The organism is Mucilaginibacter terrae (assembly GCF_042679325.1).
In the GTDB taxonomy this organism is placed as follows: domain Bacteria; phylum Bacteroidota; class Bacteroidia; order Sphingobacteriales; family Sphingobacteriaceae; genus Mucilaginibacter; species Mucilaginibacter terrae.
In genome coordinates this window covers 119,134-137,546 of the sequence record NZ_JBHTMJ010000010.1, presented here as the reverse complement: position 1 = coordinate 137,546, position 18,413 = coordinate 119,134, and the positions used below count along the sequence as shown (strand labels likewise).

Annotated in this window: 20 protein-coding genes and 1 tRNA gene; 11 read left to right on the top strand and 10 right to left on the bottom strand. The window is 41.7% G+C overall.

The features are described 5' to 3' along the window. The first annotated feature begins 91 nt into the window (after positions 1-91). A complete protein-coding gene (locus tag ACFQ3S_RS09180; RefSeq protein ID WP_377163555.1) occupies positions 92-310 on the top strand; it encodes a DUF433 domain-containing protein in 219 nt (72 codons plus the stop codon). Next, a complete protein-coding gene (locus ACFQ3S_RS09175; protein ID WP_377163552.1) occupies positions 310-669 on the top strand; it encodes a DUF5615 family PIN-like protein in 360 nt (119 codons plus the stop codon). Before ACFQ3S_RS09180 ends, ACFQ3S_RS09175 begins: the two co-directional genes overlap by 1 nt. On the opposite strand, the gene ACFQ3S_RS09170 is transcribed toward ACFQ3S_RS09175, so the two are convergent. Together ACFQ3S_RS09170 and ACFQ3S_RS09165 are read right to left on the bottom strand one after the other, a co-directional pair. Continuing rightward, positions 666-1,418 (bottom strand): glycosyltransferase family 2 protein, encoded by a 753-nt coding sequence (locus ACFQ3S_RS09170; protein ID WP_377163550.1) that lies wholly within the window; start codon positions 1,416-1,418, stop codon positions 666-668. The two genes, ACFQ3S_RS09175 and ACFQ3S_RS09170, sit on opposite strands and share 4 nt — an antisense overlap. Continuing rightward, complete coding sequence (locus tag ACFQ3S_RS09165; RefSeq protein WP_377163548.1) at positions 1,411-2,703, bottom strand: glycosyltransferase; 1,293 nt, start codon at positions 2,701-2,703, stop codon at positions 1,411-1,413. Before ACFQ3S_RS09165 ends, ACFQ3S_RS09170 begins: the two co-directional genes overlap by 8 nt. 146 nt (positions 2,704-2,849) lie before the next feature. On the opposite strand from ACFQ3S_RS09165, the gene ACFQ3S_RS09160 reads away from it, so the two are divergent. Next, positions 2,850-3,596, top strand: a complete 747-nt coding sequence (locus ACFQ3S_RS09160; RefSeq protein ID WP_377163546.1) for a class I SAM-dependent methyltransferase — start codon at positions 2,850-2,852, stop codon at positions 3,594-3,596. Positions 3,597-3,703: 107 nt separating this feature from the next. Here the strand turns inward: ACFQ3S_RS09160 and ACFQ3S_RS09155 are convergent, their stop codons facing one another. Next, positions 3,704-4,276, bottom strand: a complete 573-nt coding sequence (locus ACFQ3S_RS09155) for a pentapeptide repeat-containing protein (RefSeq protein WP_377163544.1) — start codon at positions 4,274-4,276, stop codon at positions 3,704-3,706. A gap of 117 nt (positions 4,277-4,393) precedes the next feature. Here ACFQ3S_RS09155 and coaD point away from each other — a divergent pair, with 117 nt between their 5' ends. After that, a complete protein-coding gene (gene coaD / locus ACFQ3S_RS09150; RefSeq protein WP_377163542.1) occupies positions 4,394-4,885 on the top strand; it encodes a pantetheine-phosphate adenylyltransferase in 492 nt (163 codons plus the stop codon). Here coaD and ACFQ3S_RS09145 read toward each other — a convergent pair. Then, a complete protein-coding gene (locus ACFQ3S_RS09145; RefSeq protein ID WP_377163540.1) occupies positions 4,824-5,465 on the bottom strand; it encodes an NUDIX hydrolase in 642 nt (213 codons plus the stop codon). The two genes, coaD and ACFQ3S_RS09145, sit on opposite strands and share 62 nt — an antisense overlap. Between ACFQ3S_RS09145 and pyrE the strand changes: the two genes are divergently transcribed. The 4 genes from pyrE (at position 5,464) to ACFQ3S_RS09125 (ending at position 9,995) form a co-directional block, all read left to right on the top strand. Continuing rightward, on the top strand, positions 5,464-6,105 hold the full coding sequence (gene pyrE, locus ACFQ3S_RS09140; protein WP_377163538.1) for an orotate phosphoribosyltransferase: 642 nt from the start codon (positions 5,464-5,466) through the stop codon (positions 6,103-6,105). The genes ACFQ3S_RS09145 and pyrE overlap by 2 nt on opposite strands. Positions 6,106-6,588: 483 nt before the next feature. Next, entirely contained in the window at positions 6,589-8,217 is a 1,629-nt protein-coding gene (locus ACFQ3S_RS09135; protein ID WP_377163536.1) for an ABC-F family ATP-binding cassette domain-containing protein, read from the top strand. 135 nt (positions 8,218-8,352) lie between these two features. Then, a tRNA-Lys gene (locus ACFQ3S_RS09130) sits at positions 8,353-8,428 on the top strand. Positions 8,429-8,609: 181 nt separating this feature from the next. Continuing rightward, a complete protein-coding gene (locus tag ACFQ3S_RS09125) occupies positions 8,610-9,995 on the top strand; it encodes a site-specific integrase (protein WP_377163534.1) in 1,386 nt (461 codons plus the stop codon). A gap of 646 nt (positions 9,996-10,641) precedes the next feature. Here the strand turns inward: ACFQ3S_RS09125 and ACFQ3S_RS09120 are convergent. The 3 genes from ACFQ3S_RS09120 to ACFQ3S_RS09110 form a co-directional block, all read right to left on the bottom strand. Next, positions 10,642-11,028, bottom strand: coding sequence for a hypothetical protein (locus ACFQ3S_RS09120; protein ID WP_377163532.1), 387 nt, complete (start codon positions 11,026-11,028; stop codon positions 10,642-10,644). 98 nt (positions 11,029-11,126) lie between these two features. Continuing rightward, positions 11,127-11,501, bottom strand: a complete 375-nt coding sequence (locus ACFQ3S_RS09115; RefSeq protein WP_377163530.1) for a hypothetical protein — start codon at positions 11,499-11,501, stop codon at positions 11,127-11,129. A gap of 3 nt (positions 11,502-11,504) precedes the next feature. Then, a complete protein-coding gene (locus tag ACFQ3S_RS09110; protein ID WP_377163528.1) occupies positions 11,505-12,302 on the bottom strand; it encodes an XRE family transcriptional regulator in 798 nt (265 codons plus the stop codon). A gap of 79 nt (positions 12,303-12,381) precedes the next feature. Here ACFQ3S_RS09110 and dinB point away from each other — a divergent pair, with 79 nt between their 5' ends. From dinB to ACFQ3S_RS09095, 3 genes are all read left to right on the top strand, one after another. After that, a complete protein-coding gene (dinB, locus tag ACFQ3S_RS09105) occupies positions 12,382-13,530 on the top strand; it encodes a DNA polymerase IV (protein ID WP_377163526.1) in 1,149 nt (382 codons plus the stop codon). 3 nt (positions 13,531-13,533) lie between these two features. Continuing rightward, entirely contained in the window at positions 13,534-16,476 is a 2,943-nt protein-coding gene (locus ACFQ3S_RS09100; protein ID WP_377163524.1) for a DNA polymerase III subunit alpha, read from the top strand. Between the two features lie 98 nt (positions 16,477-16,574). Next, positions 16,575-16,868, top strand: coding sequence for a hypothetical protein (locus ACFQ3S_RS09095; RefSeq protein ID WP_377163522.1), 294 nt, complete (start codon positions 16,575-16,577; stop codon positions 16,866-16,868). A 44-nt stretch (positions 16,869-16,912) separates the two neighbouring features. Here the strand turns inward: ACFQ3S_RS09095 and ACFQ3S_RS09090 are convergent, their stop codons facing one another. From ACFQ3S_RS09090 to ACFQ3S_RS09080, 3 genes are all read right to left on the bottom strand, one after another. Beyond that, entirely contained in the window at positions 16,913-17,155 is a 243-nt protein-coding gene (locus ACFQ3S_RS09090) for a DUF2630 family protein (protein WP_377163520.1), read from the bottom strand. 73 nt (positions 17,156-17,228) lie between these two features. After that, positions 17,229-18,062, bottom strand: a complete 834-nt coding sequence (locus tag ACFQ3S_RS09085; protein ID WP_377163518.1) for an SOS response-associated peptidase — start codon at positions 18,060-18,062, stop codon at positions 17,229-17,231. Position 18,063: 1 nt separating this feature from the next. After that, positions 18,064-18,306, bottom strand: a complete 243-nt coding sequence (locus tag ACFQ3S_RS09080; protein ID WP_377163516.1) for a hypothetical protein — start codon at positions 18,304-18,306, stop codon at positions 18,064-18,066. Positions 18,307-18,413 lie beyond the last annotated feature (107 nt).

Below are 18,413 nucleotides of genomic sequence, written 5' to 3'. Positions count from 1 at the left end.
ATAATTAATCAAACGAAAAAGGGATAAGCCGGTGGTTTATCCCTTTTTACGTTTAAACAATTAATGCTAAATTTACTTAATGGAAAATTATTTGGAGAGGATAACAATTGATACTGGTATATGTCATGGTAAGCCATGCATTAGACACATGCGCTGGCCGGTAGAGGCTATAATTGACCTGGTAGCATCCGGTATGTCTTTCAATGAGATCATCAATGACCATCCTGAGTTAGAGAAGGAAGATATTTTAGCTTCTCTATCTTACGCGAAAGTTGTTCTATCAGGTAAATCTTTGTTAGAGGTTAATTAATGAATTTCTTAATTGATGTTCATTTGCCAATAAGCCTGTCCAAATATTTGAATAATCAAACAGGTTGCACTTCAATTCATGTAAATCAGATTTTACAAAAGTGGCATACCACCGATGCCGAAATAAGCCGGTATGCTGATGAAAATAATATGGTTGTGATCAGTAAGGATAGCGACTTTAAGGATTCTCATTTCATCAACAAAACGCCTGAGAAATTAATAAAAATAAATTTAGGCAACATATCAAACAGTGATTTGATAACACTATTTAAAAGCTACTTGTACTTTATTATGCCTTTAAATGACAAGGCAAGTTTTTACATAGAAGTCAGTAAAGAACAACTGACTATCATAGATTAATCATTTGTCCTCTTATGCAATAACCAGTACCAGCCCAGGTTAAAGGCAATTACCAGATGGTTAAATAATGTGGGCACCAAACCGTAATGCTCTCGCATAATGAAAAAACGCTCCAACAAACTTTGACGGTGCTTGGTTTTCGACATTCCTCCTACCAGGTATTTGGCCACATACTGATGTACATTCACAATTCTTTCCGCTCGTTTTGCCGCTTGTAGTATCCAGTCTATATCGGCGCTGAGCTGGTACTTAGAATTATAGGGTTGCGTTAAAGAGCGTTTAATGTAAATAGCCTGATGGCTGATGGCCATTCCATACTTAAAATCTTTCCAGGTAAACTGTTTAGGCGCCTTGTGGCGGCGCTGACCTAAACTATGTCCCGCATCATTGATCATTTCTGTCTCACCATAGTAGATATCGGCATCAGTATAAGAAGAAAAGATTTTCGCAACGGTATCGGGTGCATAGATCTCATCGCCCGAGTTCATGAATAGTACATAATCGCCCGTTGCTGCGGCCAGCCCTTTATTCATGGCATCGTAAATACCTTTGTCCTTGCCGCTTATAATAATATTGATCCGGTCTTTATATTTGTTTATAACATCCAACGTACCATCGGTAGAGGCACCATCAATTACAATGTATTCGATGTTGCTGTACGATTGACCAATCACCGAAAGTATGGTGCGCTCTATATCGCGAACGTTATTGTACACAACGGTTATTACGCTAAGTTCAGGGTTAAACATGCGCTCCTCCGGGTTCGGGCTTATTCACCAACTGATTATACAATTGCATGTGTTTTTGCGCTATAACTGGCTCCGCAAATTTTTCCATTACCGTTTGTCGGGCTTGCTGCTGCAAGGCCTGCTTTTCTTCGTTATTAATAACCCATTCCATACCATCGGTAAAACTTTTAGCCGACCGGTACTCGGCCAGGTAGCCGTTGTGCAGGTGTTCAACCATATCGGGGATGCCACCGGTGTTAAAGGCCACTACAGGCGTACCGCAAGCCAGGCTTTCCATTACAGTATAAGGTAGATTATCTTCTAAGGAAGGGATCAAAAATGCATCTGCGGCAGCGTAACACATGGCCAGCTTTTCATCATCGTTAATAGTGCCTAAAAAACTGGTCTTGAAAGAGAAATCGGGTACATCCTTGGCATTGCGGTTCCCGAAAACTACCAGCTCTATCTGCGATGCTTTTACGCCCAAACGTTCTTTCAACAGTTCCAAACTTTCTAACAGGTAACTGGTACCCTTGTGCAGATCCTTACGCGATGGCATAAAGCCGGTTAAAAAGATAAACTTGTCTTCGGGTAAACCCATTTGCTTTTTAGCGTTTGCCTTACCGGCAGGTATAAAAACTTGGGTCTCGAGGGTGTTAGCGATATTTAATACAGGCTTATCTTTCATGAGGCTGCTTTGCAAAACCGAGTTCAGCATCCATTTGCTTGGCGCTATCACATTGAAACTTAATTGCCTGTATGCATCGGCCTTTTGCTTCCATATTTTGTGTGAGGCATCATCGGCTCCCGCCTTTTTAAGCAACGGACAATAACCGCACTGGCGCATAAAATGATCGCAGGTATAACGCACATGGCATCCGCCGGTAAAGGCATTGCTATCATGAAAAGTCCAAACAATGGGCTTATTCAGCTTTGCCAGTTGGGCTAGGTGGGCGGGGTTTAAAAAGCTGTGGTTTATCCAGTGCAGGTGTATGATATCGGCAGCCTTCACATCGGGGTGCTCAATTACCGACCTCCCGAACCACGTAAACGAAAATGGCGTACGTTTCAAAGTATTCAACATCCGCTTAGCCAGTATGCGTTCGAAAACAATAGTGGCTGCCGTGTATGCTTTTTGTACCGCCGTTTTGTTAAACGTACCTACCGATAAATTCTTTCCAAACTTATAATGTACAACAACTTTCGAGTCAATACTTTGGGCAAGTAATGCCTTGTTTAAGCGCAGGCAAGCCCTGCCCGCTCCCCCATTACCGTCATAAGTGTTAATATGCACTACTTTTAGCATGCTCAAAAATACATTTTTGATGCATAGTTAGCTTATAAATCAGCAATATGAAAAGATTATACCTAAGGCAGCGAACTAAAACAATTTTGTAAAAAAAACAGGGCAATATGGCGAGGTGGCTTTAATTATCTTTTCTTTGCAACTACATGAGCAACGAACTCACCGACCGTAAATTTTGGGCTAATTACTGGGAATCGAAAACCGACCTGGCTTTTGCCGTACCGGCAAATTACACGTTTCACCAGCTTTTTAAAAAACTGCTGGCTGGTAAGTCTATTAAAACTGCTATAGAACTGGGCGGCTTTCCAGGGTATTACGCTATATTTTTGAAAAAGTATTTTGGGTTGGATGCCAGCCTGTTCGATTTTTATGTACACCAGCCGGTATTAAAGGAAGTGCTTGCCGCCAACCGGCTTAGCCAGAATGATGTAAAAGTAATTGAGGGCGATCTGTTTAAATACCAACCCAAACTGCAATACGACCTCGTACTTTCCTGCGGATTGATCGAGCATTTTCAGGACACTAAAGATATAATAGCCCGCCACCTGCAGTTTTTGAAACCGGGCGGTACCCTGTTTATTACCCTGCCTAATTTTACCGGCGTTAACGGCTGGGTACAGCGTAAGTACGATATGGACAATTACAATAAGCACAACATCAGCAGCATGAACCCTACCCTGCTGGCCGGTTACTGCAAAGAGTTAGGCTTGCAACAGGTGGAGGCTTATTATTACGGTCATTTCTCTATTTGGCTCGAAAACATGAAGCAGCAAAACGGCCTCACTAAAGGCTTTTTAAAGGCTTTGTGGCTGACGGGTAAAGTGTTCACTAAAGTAATTCCTATAGAAAGTAAAAATTTATCCCCTTACATTGTAGTTAAGGCTGTTATGTAGTAAATCATCCGCCTGAAAAACAGGAAATAAACAGAACCTGCCTATGCCAAAACGGTGGATTTAAAAAGTGATTCATACCTGGCCTTGCTGGAAATGCAGATCTGACATTATACTATCTTAATAGCATACTTAACCAGTAACCCCGCCAAGCCCTGTTCTGCAAAAACAGCTTTTTTAAGCGTGTTAATTTCAGGGTCGATGGTGTAATTGTATGCCGTAACAAAGTTAACGCTGCTCAAATCAGTACGGTTAAAAACGGTACCGCCCATATCACACTCATGGAACTGGGAACCGGTGAGGATAGATTGTATAAAGCTTGTTTCTTTTAAGGAGCATTTACTGAAGTTGGTCTTCAGCATTTTTTTGCCGGCGAAGGAGGCAAAATCAAGTGTACAGTTTACAAATTCTACACTAAATAAAAAATCGCTGCACTCGTGAAAGTTTACCCCAAGTATTTTACAGTCTTTAAAAGTTACGCTTTGCAGGCTGGTATTACCTAATTTCATAAGTGCTAAGTTGCATCCCTCAAAGGTGCAATCTAAAAACTTATTATCCGAAAACGTACTGTCTGAGAAATTGCACAGCTTAAAAACACAGTCCTGAAACTCGCGCCCTGTAATGAACTTACCGGTGTATATTACTTTCTCAAAAGTTTGATCATCGTAGGTTAACTGCTCCATTTATTAGCTTTATTTATGAAATTTTAACACCCGTTTTTACTTATAAGCAGCTGCTAATTTGCAATTCAAAAATCAGAAATTAAATCTAACTTTGTTTATCAATTATCCTGCTAAATTATGAAAACCGCCCTGTTCCCCGGCTCGTTCGATCCTATTACCAAAGCCCACGTAGATATTGTAAAACGATCATTAAGCTTATTTGATAAGCTGTACATAGGTATTGGGGTAAACAGTTCTAAACAAAGTTTTTTAACCATTTCGCAACGTCAGGAAATGCTGCGGGCAGTTTTTGAAATGGAACCTAAAATTCACATTATAGCTTACGAAGGCCTCACCGTTGATTTTTGCAAAAGCATTAACGCCGGTTATATGATACGGGGCATACGTACCGTGTCGGATTTTGAATACGAAAAAGCCATTGCGCAAATGAACCATGCCCTGGCCCCCGATATTGAAAGCATCTTTATTGTAAGCAAACCGGGTTACTCCTCTATCAGCTCCACCATTGTAAGGGAAATATTGCGCCACAACGGCGATGTGAGCCAGTTTATTCCGAAAGAGGCACAGGAATATTTGCAAGCAAATCACGTTTCAGCAGCACATCCATAATAGATGGAAATGTATTGCCCGCAACCAGCGTGATATCGTTTTTGCCCATCCAGCGTACATCGGTAATTCCTTCTTCAATTTGAGGTTTCAGTTTGCCTTTACCTTTATACTTCATTTTATACCAGTGGGTCTTTTTAAGCACCACTTCGCCTTTAATGGTATAAACATGGTAAGTGTTCACAATTTTGTCGCCGCATTTATCAATAGCTATACCGCACTCTTCTTCAACCTCACGTACAGCACCTTCTTTAGGCTTTTCACCTTTCTCTAACTTACCCTTAGGCAAATCCCACTTACCGTTACGAAAAATAAACAGGTAATCTTTTTTACTGTTTTTCACCAAGCCACCGGCAGCTTCTATTAGCGTAACGCTTTTCATTACTTTTTTCAAGAAACCTTTGGCATCATCACATAAAATATAATAGTACAACTTCGGATTGTTGCCAATAATTTTATTGTATAATATTTTCAGATCAAAGGATTGCTGGTCAAGCTGTTCGTACATCTCTGTTTGGGCAGGCGTGGTTTCTGTAATTAAAACCACTTTTTGGTTGATATAAATTCTGTATTTTAGTGCCATGTTTAATAAAAATGAGATTGAACAGCAAGTGGCTGAATTTCTGTTGCAAATTAAAGCAATTAAATTACAACCCGACAATCCTTTTACATGGGCATCGGGGTGGAAATCGCCAATTTACTGCGATAACCGGATAACTTTATCGTACCCCTCCATCCGTACCTATATACGCCAGCAATTAAGCCTCTTAATTCAGGAAGAATTCGGTTCGGTTGGCTGCATTGCAGGTGTAGCTACGGCAGGTATTCCACAAGGTGCATTAGTGGCTCAAGAATTAGGGCTACCTTTTATTTATGTGCGTGCCAAACCCAAAGAACATGGCACCGGTAACCTTATAGAAGGCGAAATTATGCCAGGGCAGCGTATAGTAGTTGTGGAAGACCTGATATCGACCGGTAAAAGCAGCTTGCAGGCTGTTGACGCTTTGCGCGATGCCGGTTATGAAGTAGCTGGTTTAGCCGCAATATTCAGTTATGGCTTTGATATTGCCAATGAAAATTTCAAAAAAGCTAAATGCCGTTTTGTTACTCTTTCTAATTATAACGCCATGTTAAAATTTGCTGAAGAAAAGCAGTATATTAACATGAAAAGCATGGACCTGCTTAAACAATGGCGCACTAACCCATCTCAATGGGGACGGTAACTCTCCAATATATTATCTTTCCATAAAAAAACAGGCTGATTAAATAACCAGCCTGTTGACCTGTTTTATAAATGGAAGCAGGAATTAATACCTGCCGTTACAAAATAGATTAATAAACCTTTTTGCTCTCTGCGTTGTAATATGCAACTATTACATTTACAACCACTAATCCTATAATTATAGCTACCATAACAATGTGTTTATTGTGTGAACTTATACAATGTTAAACGCAAATTATAAACCATTAGTTCATCAATTACACCTTTGAAAACACTTTTCAACAATTAGCAGCAATATTAATTTTAGCTGTAAAATTTGTTAACTAAATATACCATCTATTATAAATTTCTAATCGTAAAAACCGCCCCTCAGCATTATTATAGCGCCATGTAAAAATGTGAGGTGTTGATTTAGATACCCACCAGCGCACAATTGTGGCATATTTACCGTATTTTTGCACAAATACAATACAAGGAACGTCACATGATAACAGTTTCCAATTTATCCCTGCGCTATGGAAAGCGCACCTTATTCGAAGATGTAAATCTGAAGTTTACACATGGCAATTGCTATGGCATTATAGGCGCCAATGGTGCTGGTAAATCTACCTTTTTAAAGATCCTCTCGGGTGAGATAGATCCATCTACCGGTTCGGTAAGTTTTACGCCGGGAGAACGTATGGCAGTGTTAAAGCAAAATCACTATGAGTTTGATGAATATCCGGTTATAGAAACTGTACTGATGGGCCATAAGGAGCTGTATAGTACCATGAAGGAAAAAGATGCTATTTACCTGAAGGAAGATTTTACTGATGCCGACGGTGAGCGTGCAGGCGAACTGGAAAATATTTTTGCTGAAATGGATGGCTGGAATGCTGAAAGTAATGCCGCTACCCTGTTAAGCAACCTGGGTATTAAAGAAGATGCCCACTATAAATTACTGAAAGAATTAGACGGCACCCAAAAAGTACGCGTATTACTGGCTCAGGCCTTATTTGGCAAGCCCGATATTTTACTATTGGATGAGCCCACCAATGATTTGGATATACATACCATTAGCTGGCTGGAAGACTTTTTAGCTGGTTACGAGGCTATTGTTTTAGTGGTATCGCACGATAGACACTTTTTGGATACGGTGTGTACCCATGTGGTTGATATTGACTTTAGCAAAATGACTATTTATACCGGTAACTACACGTTCTGGTATCAATCGAGTCAGCTGGCTTTAAAACAACGTTCGGATCAGAACAAAAAAATGGAGGATAAAGTTAAGGAGCTCCAGGACTTTATCAGCCGTTTTAGCGCTAACGCATCAAAATCGAAACAAGCTACCAGCCGTAAAAAAGCTCTGGATAAGATCAACCTCGATGAAATCAAACCATCGAACCGTAAGTACCCGGCTATTATGTTTAACCAGCAAAGTCGCGAAGCTGGTGACCAGATTTTGCAGATTGAAAACCTGGGCAAAACCCTTAACGGTGAAGTACTGTTCAGCAATATTAATATGATGGTGGGCAAGGGCGATAAAATTGCCATACTGTCGCAAAACAGTTTAGCTACAAGCGCATTTTACGATATTTTAACCGGCAGAGATACCGATTTTACTGGTACCTTTAAATGGGGTATTACCATTAACCCGGCCGATATACCTGCTGATAATGCCGGTTATTTTAAAGGCAAGGACATGAATTTAGTAGATTGGCTGCGCGATTATTCCGCAGGTGATAAAGACGAGCAATTTATCCGCAGCTTTTTAGGCCGCATGCTGTTTTCGGGCGAGGAAGTGTTGAAGAAAAGTACCGTACTATCGGGTGGAGAAAAAATGCGATGCATGTTTAGCCGCATGATGCTACAACAACCCAACGTACTGCTGTTTGATGAGCCAACCAATCACCTTGACTTGGAATCGATAACCGCGCTTAACAACGGCATGAAAGATTTTAAAGGCACTATTTTATTCACCTCGCGAGATCATGAGCTTACCGAAACCGTTACCACCCGTGTAGTAGAACTTACACCAACCGGGCAAATAGATAAGATGATGAACTACGATGACTACATTAACAATAACGTTGTACAAAAGCAACGCGAAGAAATGTATGCTATGGTATAAATACCTATAAATCATATAGTTCATAGTTGATAATCCATCGTTATTAGCATCTAATGTTGTTATTAACTATATAACGCCGTAACTAAAAGCTAAATCAAATATTTTTCGTTTATTTGTAATTGAGTAAATAAAACTGACTTCTTAGCTCAGCCGGTAGAGCAACTGACTCTTAATCAGTGGGTCCGGAGTTCGATCCTCCGAGGGGTCACCAAGAAAAAGCTGCCTTTAAAGGCTAAAAAAGGGGCTTTACAGTAAATAAGGGCACTTTTGAGTGCCCGCTTATCTTTAACTGACGTCCGTCGGTTTCGTAAGATTATCATATTTTTTTGTTTAACTTAACGCAAAAGCGTCACAAATACGTCACGAAGCTTTTGCGTTCAAAAATTTATGCAATGGCTACTGTATGTGCTAAGGTATATGAACATCATAAAAAAAATGATGGATCATATAATGTCAAGATTCGCATTTTCCATAAAGGCGAAAAAAAATATTTAGATACTCCATTTTTCTTAACTGCGAAGCAGCTTACCAAAGGCTTTGAGATCAAAGACGTATTCGTTAAAAAATCGGTTCAAACTCTTGTTGATAATTACAGAAAGGAAATTCATGGATTAGAAGATCGCCTTCAATTATTTTCTGTCGAAGAGCTTAAATATTTTCTTGAGGAAAAAAATGAGGATATTGATTTTATTAAATTTTGTGATAAGCATATTGATCAATTAAGGGCGGATAAAAGAATGGCAACCGCAGCTAACCATACCACTGTAAGAAATAGCTTAATTGATTATTTTAAGAAAGATGTAATTTCCGTTAGAGAAATAACTTCTCAGTTTCTAAGGCTTTACGAACGCCATTTGAGAAAGCCAAGAAAGGTCACACGCTTAAATCAATTTAAAAAAGAGATTACTGTTTTGAAAGAAGGTGTAAGTGATCAAAGTGTATACAATTATACAAGAGATTTACGCACTCTATTTAATGAGGCAAAAAGGGTTTATAATAATGATGATCTCGGAATTATAAGAATTACACATTATCCTTTTACTAATTATTCGATGGTTAAGCCTCCGGCAACAAAGAAAAGGAATCTGACAATCGAAAAAATTAAAGCTATCAGGGATTGCAATTGCGTTCCAGGCAGCCGAGCTGAATTAGCAAGAGATCTCTTTATGCTAAGTATTTATATGTGCGGTATGAACGCGGTCGACTTTTATAACTTTCTGGATGCTGACTGCTATGATAGATTAGAGTATAACCGATCAAAAACGTCAGGCCAAAGGCATGACAACGCATTTATTAGTATAAAGGCTGTTAACGAGGCAACCGAATTAATTAAAAAACATGGTGGTACATTCAAAAAAAGGTACACCAATTATAGAGGGTTAGACAAAGCGCTCAGTAAAGGATTTTCGGTTTTGTGTGAACAGCTGCAACTTAAAGGCGTAACATTTTATTGGGCTCGTCACTCCTTTGCAAATTTGGCTTACAACACATGTAAGTTAAGTAAAGATCATATTGCCCAGGCTCTAAATCATGTAGATGACGGGCACAAAACAACTGATATTTATATCCAGAAAGATTGGGCAATAATAGATGAGGTGCAGCGAACTGTGATTAATTTATTAGAATCTCCGGAAACCATTTTGAGTGATGATAAGAAGCCTGCTACGGTAATATCACATGAAGATCTGTCCTTTCTGAGTTCATTAATAATTTCAAATCAGTTGGACTTGGACACAAGGAAAAAAGTCATGGAATTACACTATAAGCTAACACTATAATTCTTTTTTACTATCTATGGCCTTTGCACGATTAAAATATGAATTCGAATGTAACCGACATTAAATGTAGTAGACTTTTATGTTAATACCTTAAACAATTAACAAACAGGATGTCGGCAACCCTGACAGAAACTATAATAATGTTGAAGAGGATTATAAGTTAAAAGCACGAATTTATGAGACGCGATGATATAGCAAAACTTACCTATAATAATAAGAAATTGCATAAAATAATAATGATTTAGACAATGGTAAGTAGGCATGGTATCTAATAATTACCTATGGCATGGGATTAACTAGAACTACGCTGCATACTAACGGTAGTTAGTCATGCTCTTACCGGGTCTTTTAATTGAACATACATGGGGCATCGTGAGAAAATGATTCCAAGTATTACCGCTGTGCCTCTGCGTATAATTCCTGAAAGCCAAGTAAGATTGCTCCAAGCCGGAGATAAATGTAACTACCACCAGTGTTTTGTACTATATGTTATATCCACATTTTTCGGTTGTACACACGTGCGCCGCGTGCCCTAAAAACAAGGAATTCGTTACCAGATTCAGCCATGGATTTTTAAAGGGAGATGGCAATCTAAATTTTGTAGGAAATTTCAAATGCGGATGTTAAGGAATAGCGGATTTGAACATCAGTTCAGCAAAACAGTTAAATGCCTTACCTTCCAAGTATAAAAATCCAGTGATTCTTCTGAAATATCCCGTGAGCAGTACATGATCAGTTCTGGTGTCATCTTAGCAGGGTCGAGTGACATCGAATCAATAAATGCCTTCTGATAGCCTGCTGAATAAGTTACTTCATCAAATTCCCGCTTGATTTCAATAAAGGCCCAGTAATCAATTGCATATCGGATGAGCTGATGCCTGAAGTAAGGCTCATATTCTATCTTTTCCGGATCTACAACGCCGAATCCGGTGATAAATTCAACATCCATGGGATTGACCGGATGAGGTCCGGTATGGTAACGGCCATAGGCCAGCAAGCACCAGTCTGGTACGTTTTCGGGAACCTTTTCCATGTGGGATGACCTGTATCTCCAGCTTTCTTTTTGGGCAGGTGAGTAGATCATAATTCTCGTGGTGGGTGATCACAAATTCTTCCATTGTAAAAGAGGGATTATAAGTAACGTAATCTGTCGTCTTTATGATTGTTCATGGACTGATGACCATTGAAGTTTGCTATAAAGGCTGCCAGTTGCTCCTGTTCTGAAATATCAAGATGGTTCCCATCATAGATCCAATACCCGTTTTTGTCGAACAGGATCCGGCCGCGGCTATCTGCCGCTGAACGGTCACTGGAGGCTGTATCAGGAGCAAGCCCGTATCGCTTAGGCTCATGGATATAGAAAAAGCCGACGTCATTCCGAAAGAGCTCATAGACAAAAGGGCCGTCTTTATCTACAGGCAATGGTATAACCTTGATGATGGAAAACACTCCACTATCACTTTCAACAGGAAACGTTTCTTCCGACTTTAAAGCTGGTACTTTCATCTTTTAGTCAATTAGTGTTTTAACATCTCTTTTTATTTCGTTTACGCTGCGCAGCAGTTCCTGCATCATGGTTTCCGATGATGGAATAACATCAGTGATGTGGCTATGATATTTCCAAATCTCCAGCACATCACCCGCAAAAACTTCTTTATCGGCATAAGCCGGGTTAAGCGAATGCAGTAATAACATATCCTCCCGGCTCGTCACCATTTTAAACAGGAAGCTTTGTTCCGTTCCCATAATTACAATGCAGGCCGTATCTTTAAGTTCCCGCCAGTCGCCGGCGTATTCGGTGATGACCAGGCAGTTCTCCGGAATGGGTAACATACTATCACCTTCTGTGGGGAACATCCGGTAAGTACGGTTTTCCGGCAGATGCGGCATCGTGAATTTAGGCAAGCTGGTAATGTATTCCGGGTCATTGTAACCTACCAGGTAACCGGCCTTGGCCTTGATCGGCACAAACTCAATATTCTCTTTGTTATTAGCGTTAACAGTTATCGCTACCACTCTCAATTTTCCGCCTGATACAAACACGTCATTGCCCGCTTCCAATTCCCGCAGTTTAAGTTCGGTAATCTTGGCCAGGTTAACCTTTAAGAACGTATCAATGGCTAATCTAAAATAGGTAGCGACTGCTATTAAGTCTTCAATAGATGGGTTTTTGGTAGCCGCACTTTCCAGCGCGTTCAGTTTTACGCGCGTGAAACCTAGCTCTTCAGCTAGTCTTTCCTGACTCATTTTCTTCCTCTCCCTGAGGAACTTAATATTGGTTGCCCAAAAGATTTTTGGTTTTTCCATTTGCTTTCGATACTATTAGTATCAATAAAATGATACCATTGGTATCAAAAGTAGCGGTAAAAAATTAAAAAGCAAGCATATGGAACGAAAAATTGTGCATTTGGATATGGATTCCTTCTTTGTGAGTGTAGAACAGTTACGTGACTCCCGGCTCAAGGGTATCCCCCTAGCCGTTGGTGGAACAGGCGACCGGGGCATTATCACGACCTGCAGTTATGAGGCCAGGGCATTCGGTGTACGATCAGGCATGTCCATGAAATTGGCTAAAAAGCTTTGCCCGCAGCTGTTGATCATCCGGGGAGATTTTGAACGTTATAGCATGTATTCGCGGATGATCACCGAGATCATTGCTGATAATACCCCTAAATACGAGAAGGCCAGTATTGATGAGTTCTATGTAGATATGAGCGGGATGGATACGCATTTCGGTTGCCTTAAATTCAGTACGGAGTTACGCCATTACATCATGAATCAAACAGGATTGCCGGTATCCTTTGGACTGGCCTCCAATAAACTGATCAGCAAGGTGGCGACCAACGATGCCAAGCCTAACGGGCAACTGGAGATAGAATATGGATTGGAGAAAGATTTTTTGGCACCCAAGCCGGTGGAGAAGCTTCCAATGGTAGGTGATCAGACGGCTTATGCTTTACGTAAGAAAGGGATCGAGACTATCAAATTACTCAGTGAAGTGCCGTTGCCCTACATGGAATCCATGTTTGGCAAAAACGGGATCGAGTTGTCCCGCAGGGCGAACGGCATCGATGATTCCCCGATCATCCAATATTCAGAACAAAAAAGCATCAGCACAGAGAACACCTTTGAGCAGGACACGATCGATATGCAGTTCTTACACAGTGAACTGGTGCGGATGACGGAAAAAATATCCTTTGATCTACGCAGCAAGGGTTTGCTGACCGGCTGCATTACGGTGAAACTTCGTTATACCAACTTTGATACGGTGACCAAGCAGCAAACCATTGCTTATACCAATAGTGACCACATGCTGCTGCCGATTGCTAAAGAGCTGTTCGCCAAACTCTATGACCGCAGGTTGCTCATCCGGTTGCTCGGTATTCGTTTTACACACCTGGTTCCCGGCACTTACCAGATCAACTTGTTCGAGGACAGCCATAAGGTCATCAGCCTCAACAATGCAATGGACAATATAAAAATGCGTTATGGTGCCGGAAAGATCACCCGGGCAGTTACTTTGCTAAACCGTTAAGCGATGTTCCTGAACTGTAAAACCTATTTCAGCTTCAGGTACGGCACCTATAGTGTGGAAGAACTGGTGGGCCATGCGGCATCATTGGGGCACACCTCTATTGCATTAACCAACATCAATAACACCTGCAGAATCTGGGACTTTGCGGAACTCTGCCGAGATAAAGGTATCAGTCCAGTGCTGGGTACTGAAATTCGGGATAAGAAAAACCGGTTCCAATACATTTTACTGGCCAGGAATACCGCAGGCTTCGGTGAACTGAACCATTTCCTGTCTACGCACCTGGAATTAAAGTTGCCTTTTCCAAAACGGCCGGAGGCTACAAAAGACCTCTATGTCATTTATCCTCTGGGTTGTTTCCAGCCAGAGGAATTGAACGAAAACGAATTGATCGGCGTGCAGCCAACCGAGGCGACCAGGCTCTTTGGAAAGGGCGTAGAGAAATACACTAAGAAATTTGTCGTCCGTCATCCGGTCACTTTTAAAAAGGAGGATTATAACTTACACCGGTTGCTTCGCGCGGTGGATGAAAACATTGTGCTGTCCAAGCAGGAACCCGGGCAAATTTCCCCGCCCCATGAGCGTTTTGTGCCAACTGAAAGAATAGAGAAGGCTTTTGAGCTATACCCGTTCATTGTAGAGAACACCCGGCTGGTTATGGAGGACTGTAGTGTTAAACTGGAGTTCCATACCGACAAGAACAAAAAGCATTACAGTGCCAGTAGTGAAGATGACCGGATCTTTTTAGAAAAGCTAGCTTTGGAGGGGATGCGCTACCGGTACGGCAGCAAGAATAAAGAGGCCGAGCGCAGGGTAAGAAAGGAATTGAAAGTTATTCACGATCTGGGCTTTAATGCCTATTTCCTCATTACCTATAATATTATTCTGTATGCACAGAGCCGTGGCTTTCCGCACGTCGGCCGGGGAAGCGGTGCGAACTCGATCGTAGCGTACTGCCTAAAGATCACCGATGTTGACCCCATCAAGCTTGACCTGTATTTCGAGCGGTTCTTGAATAAGTTCCGGACTTCCCCTCCTGACTTTGACATCGATTTTTCGTGGACCGACCGGGACGAGGTGATCGACTATGTGTTCAAAAGCTACGGAAAGGACCATGTAGCATTGCTGGGCATGTACACCACTTTCCAGCATAAGGCTATCGTTAGGGAACTTGGAAAAGTATTTGGCCTGGCCAAGACGGAAGTGGATAGTTTACTTCGTGATCGCGACGCTACCTTTCAGGAAGACAGTGCGCAGCGGCTCATCTTAAAATACAGTCAGCGCCTGATTAACTTTCCCAACCACTTGTCCATTCATCCCGGTGGGATGCTGATCAGCGAAGAGGCGATGCGCAATTACTGTGCAACGGATATACCACCCAAAGGATTTGTCACCTCACAGCTGGATATGTTTGCGGCAGAAAAGGTGGGCCTGCATAAATTGGACATTCTGAGCCAGCGTGGATTGGGCTCCATCAAGGAAACCATCCGGCTGGTCAAATTAAACAAGGGTGTCGACATCGATATTCACCAGGTCGAAAAGTTTATCAGCGACCCAAAGCTGGCAGAACAGATCAAGCGGGCTGATACCATCGGCTGCTTTTATATCGAGTCGCCCGCCATGCGGCAATTGCTGACCAAACTGCGTTGTGATAGTTACATCACACTGGTGGCTGCCTCCTCTATCATCCGGCCAGGCGTTTCATCCAGTGGTATGATGCAGGAGTATATCTGGCGGTATAACAACCCTGGTAAATTTAAATACCTGCATCCGGTGCTGGAAGAACATCTAAAGGAAACTTATGGGGTTATGGTTTACCAGGAAGACGTGATCAAGATTGCCCACCACTATGCCGGGCTGGATATGGCCGAAGCCGATATCCTGCGCAGGGCGATGTCGGGCAAATATCGGGGCGATAAAGAAATGCGACGCTTGGAGGATCAGTTTTTTGCTGGCGCAAAAGCCCTGGGGCGACCGAAAGAGGTTACAGCTGAAGTATGGCGGCAGATCAGAAGTTTTGGCGGCTATTCGTTCAGCAAAGCGCATTCGGCAAGTTTCGCAGTTGAAAGTTACCAGACCTTATACCTGAAAACCTATTACCCGATGGAATTTATGGTGGGGGTGATCAATAATTTCGGTGGCTTTTATTCTACGGAGCTATATTTTCATGAATTGAAAAAAGCCGGTGCAACGGTTCACCTGCCCTGCGTTAACCATAGTGAGATCATGACCAGTATCAAAGGGGTTGATGTATTTACCGGCCTGGTTCATATTCTGGGCTTGAATGATAAGCTTAAAGAAACCATCATTGAGGAACGCTCTTTGAATGGCCCCTATGCTGATCTGGCTGATTTCATCGAACGAACGAATATCGGTGAGGAATCACTCCATACGCTGATCAATATCGGAGCATTACGCTTTACCGGTCTGAACAAAAAAGAACTGTCCTGGCATGCGACTTTCCTGAAAACGAAAATGAAGAACCGGCATTTAGGTAAACAACTGTTCAAAACCCAGCCGATTGAGTATCAACTGCCACCACTGACCCAATATTCATTGGAGGATGCCATCGACGAGATCGAATTGTTGGGCTTTACCATGTGTAACCCTTTTGATATCGTGGATGATGATGGCGAGTATGTGCCTGCGGCCCATCTGGTGCCTCATCTCGGCAAAGAGATCGTGGTATTGGGTTACCTGATCGACTGGAAACCAGTGCATACCAAGCACGGTCAGTTCATGTTCTTTGGAACTTTTATAGATGCTGCAGGGAATTGGCTCGATACCGTTCACTTTCCAAACGCGGCAAGCTTTTATCCGTTGCAGGGAAAGGGATATTACCGAATGTATGGTACGGTGATCGAAGAGTTCGGGCAATATTCGCTCAATGTAGGTAGGCTGGAAAAAGTTGGCATCAAGAAACGAAAAGGTCAGTTGACGCATTGATGATGCCACAACAGGGTATTGAATAGTGAACTGTAAAATTGAACGATCTTATAAAAAGAGAATAGCCATTAATAAAAGGTATCTTTCGAAAAAACACTATGGCAACCATTAAAAATATCCAGCCGTTAAGCGCTGAAGCTTTGTTCGATATATTGAAAAAAGAGTTTACAGATTATTTGAATACGGCTTTAGATGCAAATATGAGTGTAGATTATGCCCACGTATCTGACATCATCAATATCCACTTCCCGGAAATCACTGAAGGTATTGTATTTTCCCTGACCGTATCAGATGACGCTATCGAGATCGAGAAGGGAGAGATCAAAGAAGATTACAATACGGAGTTGTTGGAACAGCACCTGACAGCTTTCCTCTCTTTGAAAGCGGAATAAAAATTCAAAAAAAGAAGCCGATGCTGACATTGGCTCCTTTTGATTTAATCTTTATAATTTTTGATCGTATCCTCAGAGCGCATTTTGGCTCTTTCCGGGTCTTCCCCTGCATCACGAAATGCCCTGCGCTGACGTAACAGATCCCAGTATTGATCTAACTCGGATTTTAAACGGTGTAGTTCTTTAACATCGTCATCGCTCAGGTCTTCCTTGCCATGTAACTGTTCTTCCCTTGCGGTGAGTTCTTTGATATGCGTTAAAACGTTAACATCTTCTTTCTTTTCCATGATACTCAGATTTTGAACTCGTAAGAAGGCAAGTTATGAATCTTACTTGAATAATATACATAACTACCCAGCACTAGGCCTCATCCACAAAATTGTAATCCAGGGCCGGCAGACCTTCATGTTCAAATCTCATACTAGGCTCCGTAGATTCCAGGAAGTCTTTAGCTATCGAACAGGCATCCATTTCGAAAGATGAATATTGCGTGCGGGCAATTTCGGTAATTCTTGCTTCATTCAGATCGCCCATGATCCATTCATAAGCAAGTGCATCGTTCAATATGGTAGGCATCCGCTCTTTATTGTTGTGCACCTGACGCATCAGATGATTGGCTTCCGTGGTAATGATCGCCAGTGTGTCCACATGTTCGCCGGTATCTTTATCCGTCCAGGACTGCCAGATACCTGCCATATAAAAATAATCTTTGTCCTTCAGGGTAACGTAATAAGGATATTTGATTGCCGTTTTAACGGGCAGGCCTGTTCTTTTATTAGCAGGATAAATATGACGCCATTCGTAAAAGCCGGTCGACAGCAATAAGCACCGTCGCTCTTTAGCCGCATAACGGAACATTGAAGGTTCCCCCTTTTCATTCAAAAACAGATTTTCCGCTTTAGCATTAAGCGTGGTAAAACCAGTATGCCAGATGCCCTTAGCATCTTTATAACCTTTTCTAAAACGGTCAACTGCTTCCCGGTTTCGTAAGTTAGATGGCAAGAATCCCCATTCCATGGGAACGATATCAAAATCATTTCTGGCTTCCGTAGGCTTCAATACAGCGGCATGGCTGTAAGTAAAACCGTCATGAATATCCCTGTCTAAAAACTCATAATGCTCAACTGCCTTTTCTAGGTCCAATAACCTGATGAACTCTGTTCTGGATACTTTTTGCCCGTTATAATAGCACATTTTATTTTTGGTTTAAGTAATTGGTGATCAATGGCCCGATCAGCTCTGCTTCCGCCTGTCTGCCTTCCGGAATCGATGTCCAGAAAACATTTTGTTTCCTGTCCAGTGCCTCGTTTAACACCAGCGGCTTTCGGGCAGTTTTAAAGAGCACCCGGTAAACGATCTGGGTACCAATTTTGACTTCGCTTACCCTTGCGGGGCCTCCATCGAGTTCAATATCAAAAATCAATCCGTTATTCTCCATGTTTTATCATACAAGATATAACTGTGGTATCAGCATTCTAGTTGTACTAAGATACGCAATTCCATAAAACTTTTTAACTGAAACCAAAACCGTTAGGATGCCGACGA